Origin of the sequence: Nocardioides sp. NPDC057772 (assembly GCF_042798075.1) — a bacterium.
Classification (GTDB): domain Bacteria; phylum Actinomycetota; class Actinomycetes; order Propionibacteriales; family Nocardioidaceae; genus Nocardioides.
The window spans coordinates 1-5,021 of record NZ_JBHVKN010000280.1 but is presented as its reverse complement, the minus strand read 5'-3'; the positions used below and the strand labels follow the sequence as shown (position 1 = coordinate 5,021).

5 protein-coding genes are annotated in these 5,021 nt (G+C 68.7%); 4 read left to right on the top strand and 1 reads right to left on the bottom strand.

All coding sequences use genetic code 11. The features are described 5' to 3' along the window. A partial coding sequence (locus ACFVJS_RS26190; RefSeq protein ID WP_378886463.1) for an HNH endonuclease occupies positions 1–528 on the top strand: 528 nt, incomplete at its 5' end. A gap of 121 nt (positions 529–649) precedes the next feature. Next, positions 650–985, top strand: coding sequence for a DUF1048 domain-containing protein (locus tag ACFVJS_RS26185; RefSeq protein WP_378886461.1), 336 nt, complete (start codon positions 650–652; stop codon positions 983–985). A gap of 160 nt (positions 986–1,145) precedes the next feature. On the opposite strand, the gene ACFVJS_RS26180 is transcribed toward ACFVJS_RS26185, so the two are convergent. Beyond that, a complete protein-coding gene (locus ACFVJS_RS26180; protein ID WP_378886459.1) occupies positions 1,146–2,762 on the bottom strand; it encodes a GMC oxidoreductase in 1,617 nt (538 codons plus the stop codon). Positions 2,763–3,058: 296 nt separating this feature from the next. Between ACFVJS_RS26180 and ACFVJS_RS26175 the strand changes: the two genes are divergently transcribed. Both ACFVJS_RS26175 and ACFVJS_RS26170 read left to right on the top strand, forming a co-directional pair. After that, entirely contained in the window at positions 3,059–4,402 is a 1,344-nt protein-coding gene (locus ACFVJS_RS26175) for a hemolysin family protein (RefSeq protein ID WP_165112645.1), read from the top strand. Further along, positions 4,402–5,021, top strand: a 620-nt coding sequence (locus ACFVJS_RS26170) for a CNNM domain-containing protein (protein ID WP_378886457.1), incomplete at its 3' end; no start/stop codon positions are given. The genes ACFVJS_RS26175 and ACFVJS_RS26170, both read left to right, overlap by 1 nt.

Below are 5,021 nucleotides of genomic sequence, written 5' to 3'. Positions count from 1 at the left end.
GTCGTGATGACCGCCGACTCGCTCGCCAATGACAGTGACCAGCCGGCGATGGTCGAGGGCTACGGGCCTGTCCCCGCAGCCTGGGCGCGAGAGGCCTTGTCTGACGCCGAGATCTTCGTCCGGCGCCTCTTCACCGACCCCGCCGGCCAGTTGGTCGCGATGGAGTCCCGATCACGCAAAGCACCCGACGGTCTCGCGGAGTTCATCGCGACTCGTGACGGCGGGATCTGCCGCACCGTCGGCTGTGATGCCCCGATCCGCAACATCGACCACGCCCGACGTCACGCCGACGGCGGAACCACAAGCGCCGAGAACCTCCAAGGGTTGTGCGAACGCTGCAACCAAGCCAAGGAAGCGATCGGGTGGCAGGCCAGACCAGGACCCGACGGTTCCATCACCACGATCACGCCAACCGGGCACGTCTACACGAGCCCACCACCCGAGACCTGGCGACCGGACCCACCACCCCTGTCGCGGGCAGAGTTCACGCTGCGCGACCTACTCCTCGATCACACCCTCGCGGCCTGACACTCCAGGCTCCCCAGAACTTTCTTCGGATCAGTGCTTGACCTTGACGCTACGTCAGGCCTGCACGCTTCTTCCACAGCCCCAAACTGAGGGCCTGAAACCACCGAAGAAGGAGCACACCATGAACAACATCCTCACCCGCCTCATCGGCGACAAGAAGGACTGGAAGCGCATGGAGGCCCGTGCCGCCGAGCTGCCGGCCGACTACCGCACCGTCTATGGCGAGATGAAGAGCTACATGTGGCGCTTCACCGCCGGCGACGGCATGGACATCGTCGAAATCCTCCGCGACATCCTCGACCTCTTCGAGACCGAAGCCGCCAACGGCCGCAAGGTCATCGACGTCACCGGCCCCGACCTGGCCGCCTTCTGCGACGCCCGGTTGCCCGAGCAGCACGACACCTACCGCAACAAGCTCCGGAACAACCTCAACGAGGTCGCCCGGAAACTGTCGTGACATCCGAAAACGTAAGAGCCCCGCTGGCGTCTCGGGTCACCAGCGGGGCAAGAACAATGTTGCCTCATCATCCAACGGCTTGTCACCCCTTTCCGGCAAAATTTGCAGAATTTTGCATTGCAGGTTCCTGGTGGACCCGAGAGAGGCTCGGCGAGCGTGGTCAGACGAGCGACTCGAGGTCCTTGGCCACGATGTTGTCCATGGCGCGCTCGGCGACCGCGGCGATGGTCATCGAAGGGTTGCAGGCGCCGGTGGTTCCCGGGATGAGCGCGCCGTCGAGGACGTAGAGGCCGTCCTGGCCCTGGACCCGGCCGTCGAGGTCGCACACGGTGCCCATGTTGGCGCCGCCGAGGGGGTGCCAGGTGCTGTTGACGATGGCGTTGGTGTCGATGAGGGCGCCGAGCCCGCCGCTGATCCGAGAGACCCGCTCGTGGATGGCGCGGTAGCTGCCCGCATCGCCGCCGAACGGGAAGCGCAGGGTCACCGAGTCGGTCAGCGAGCTGTAGCGGAAGCTGCCGCGGTCGGCGCTGACCCCGAAGCCGACGAGCATCGTGGCGCCCAGGTCGAGTCCGAGGGGGAGGGGTGGCACTGATGCCTGGATGACGGTGTTGGCCGTCTTCGGGTCGGCCCAGTCCTGGCTCTGGTAGACGACGGGCCCGCCCTGCGTACCGGTCAGGTTCTCGTCGAAGGGGCGCCACATGTAGATCCGGTCGCCGTTGGTGCCCCAGCCCTGACCGAGCTGCTCGGGCAGGTCGGGGATCGTTCCCGTCGCGGCGGCGCGGACGAGGAGCTTGCTGGTGTTGAGCGAGCCGGCCGCCATCACCAGCGCCCGGGTGGTCAAGATCTTCTGCTCGACGACGTCGCCGGCGTCGTCGGTGCGGTCGACGTGGACCTCCCAGCGGCCGTCCGCGGCACGGGCCACCGACGTCACGTTGTGCCGGGTGGCGACGTGCACCCGGCCGGTGGCCTCGGCCTGCTGGATGTAGGTGACATCGACGGAGTGCTTGCCACCGTTGTTGACGCCGAGGGCGCAGTCGCCGTTGGTGTAGGAGGGTGCCATCTCGCCACGCAGCTCCGCGAGCGCGTAGGACCAGTCGATCGGCATCGGGATCTTGCGCAGGTCGTAGCCGGCGGCCTTGACGCGCTCGCCGAACGTACGCGAGACCCGGTAGTTGTCGGAGGCGATCAGCTCGTCGGGCGCGGTCGCAGCGCCGAGCATGCGCGCGACGCGCGGGTAGTGGACCCGGTCCATGAGCTCGTAGTCGAGCTCGTTCGGGAACCAGGTGTTGAAGACCTCGGCGGAGGGCTGCAGCGTCATGCCCTGGTAGACGAGCGAGCCACCGCCCACGCCGGCCGCACACATGGCGAGCATGTTCTGGCCGAGGACGGGCTCGAGCAGGCCGACGTACGGACCGAAGTTCAACGGCGTGCCCAGCAGCCTCTGCAGCGGCTTGAGCGCCCCGGGCGTGGTGGTGTGGAACAGCACCCGCTTGTCGAGCGAGCGCACCGTCGGGAAGGTCTGGGCGTCCGGCCCCGTCGGCCAGCGCCGACCGCGCTCGAGCACGGTGACCGGCACCCCGGCCTCCGCCAGCCGCAGCGCGGCCACGCCGCCACCGAACCCGGACCCGATGACAACCGCTCGGTGCTCCTCCCGCACCAGTCGTACGCGGCGGGGCGAGGAGGCGGCGGCGGGACCGGCGAGCAGACCGCTCACAGCGGCGCCGGCCGCACCGGCGGCCCCGGCGAGGAACGTACGTCTGGAGGCAGACGTGGACAACGAGGACATGGTCAAGGGGGCTCCCTCGGCTCGTGAAGCGTCGGCTGTGCCGCGTAAGAGTTGACGAACGGAGGGAGTGTGTCAAGGCTCACGTCGCCGATATGGACAACAGTGTCCGCTACGCGACACGGCCGGTAGAGGGCGGCCCAGCAACTCAGGCGGTGCAACCACACCCATGTAGGCTGACGGCACTTCCAACAGCTAAGGACGATCTGAACCCCGATGGACGGACCGCAACCCGGCCAATATCCATGCCCGCTGTGTGAACCGAGGCTGCGCCGATCGAGGTCGGCCCGATGACCGAGATCCTGTTCATCTTCCTGGCGCTGCTGCTGGTCGCAGCCTGTGGCGTCTTCGTCGCGGCCGAGTTCTCCCTCGTGACCGTCGACCACTCCCAGGTCGAGATGGCCGCCGAGCAGGGGGACAAGCGCGCCGACGGCGTGCTGCGCGCGATGAAGGAGCTCTCCAGCAACCTCTCTGGTGCGCAGGTCGGCATCACCGTGACCAACCTCGGGATCGGCTGGATGTCGGAGCCGGCGATCGCCGAGCTGATCGACGCGCCGCTGCTCGCGACCGGGCTTCCGGAGGGTGCGGTGACGCCGATCGCGCTGACCGTCGCGCTGATCCTCTCCACGATCGTGACGATGCTCTTCGGTGAGCTCGTCCCCAAGAACCTCGCGCTGGCCCTGCCGCTGCAGACCGCCCGGGTCACCCAGGGTCCGATGCGGGCCTTCACCCGGCTCATGCGCGGCCCGATCAAGGTGCTCAACGGCACCGCCAACGCGATCGTCCGCCGCCTCGGCATGGAGCCGCAGGAGGAGCTGCGCTCGGCGCGCAGCTCGGCCGAGCTCTCCTCCCTCATCCAGCGCAGCGCTCACGAGGGCACCCTCGACGCCGACACCGCCGAGCTCATGGAGCGCTCGGTCGAGTTCGGCACCCGCACCGCCGGCGAGATCATGACCCCGCGCGTACGCGTCCACAGCCTCGACCACAACGACCGCGCCGAGGCGCTGATCGAGCTCACCCGGCGTACGGGCAACTCCCGCTTCCCCGTGCTCGACGACAACGAGGCCGTGGTCGGCACCGTGCACGTCAAGGCCGCCGTGGCGCTGCCGGTGCACGAGCGACCCACCGCCAAGGTCAAGCACCTGATGGTGCCGCCGGTCGTCGTACCCGACTCACTGCGGCTGGACCCGCTGATGGCGCTGCTGCGCGCCGAGGGGTTCCAGCTCGCCGTCGTGCTCGACGAGTACGGCGACCAGGCCGGCATCGTCACCCTCGAGGACGTGATCGAGGAGATCGTCGGCGATATCGCAGACGAGCACGACCCGCTCAGCGCCCGAGCCCGGCTTCGCCGCGACGGCGGCTGGTCGCTGTCGGGGCTGCTGCGTCCCGACGAGGTCGAGGACATCACCGGCGTCGCCCTGCCCGAGGGGGAGGACTACGACACCGTCGCGGGCCTCATGCTGAGCCTGCTGGGCCGCATCCCCGAGCGGGGCGCGACCGCCGAGCTCACCGTGCCCGGCAACCCACCGCCCGACTCCGATGACGACGACGTCTACGCGAGGTACGTGAAGCTCACCGTGGAGGTCATGGACGGGCGCAGGATCGACCGGATCTCGATGCAGGTGATCGGCTGATGTCGACGACGATGGGACTGCTGCTCGGCCTCGTGCTGCTGCTCGCCAACGGCTTCTTCGTCGGCTCCGAGTTCGCGCTGGTCTCGGCGCGGCGCAGCCAGATCGAGCCGGCCGCGCAGGCCGGGTCGCAGATGGCCCGGATCACCCTGCGGGCGATGGAGAACATCAGCCTGATGATGGCCGGCGCCCAGCTGGGCATCACCGTCTGCTCGGTCCTGCTGCTGGCGATCACCGAGCCCGCGCTCGCCCACCTGCTCGAGCCCGGCTTCGACCTGATCGGCCTGCCCGAGGCGCTCCATCACCCGGTGGCCTTCGTGATCGCCATGCTCGTGGTCACCTACCTGCACGTGGTGGTCGGCGAGATGGTGCCGAAGAACATCGCCCTGGCCGGCCCCGACCGCGCCGCTCTGGTGCTCGGCCCGGCCATCTACGCGGTCGTCTACGTGCTGCGCCCGATCATCGTGGCCTTCAACTACGCCGCCAACCTCTGCATCCGGGCGCTCGGCATCGAGCCCAAGGACGAGGTGAGCTCCACGTTCACCCGCGCGGAGGTGGCTGCCATGGTCGAGGAGTCCCGCGGCGAGGGGCTTTTGGAGGAGGACGAGTACGGCCGGCTGAC

Excerpts from the sequence above, each read along its gene's own strand:
- ACFVJS_RS26185 (WP_378886461.1), top strand. The coding sequence starts at position 650 with ATGAACAACATCCTCACCCGCCTCATCGGCGACAAGAAGGACTGGAAG.
- ACFVJS_RS26175 (WP_165112645.1), top strand. The coding sequence starts at position 3,059 with ATGACCGAGATCCTGTTCATCTTCCTGGCGCTGCTGCTGGTCGCAGCC.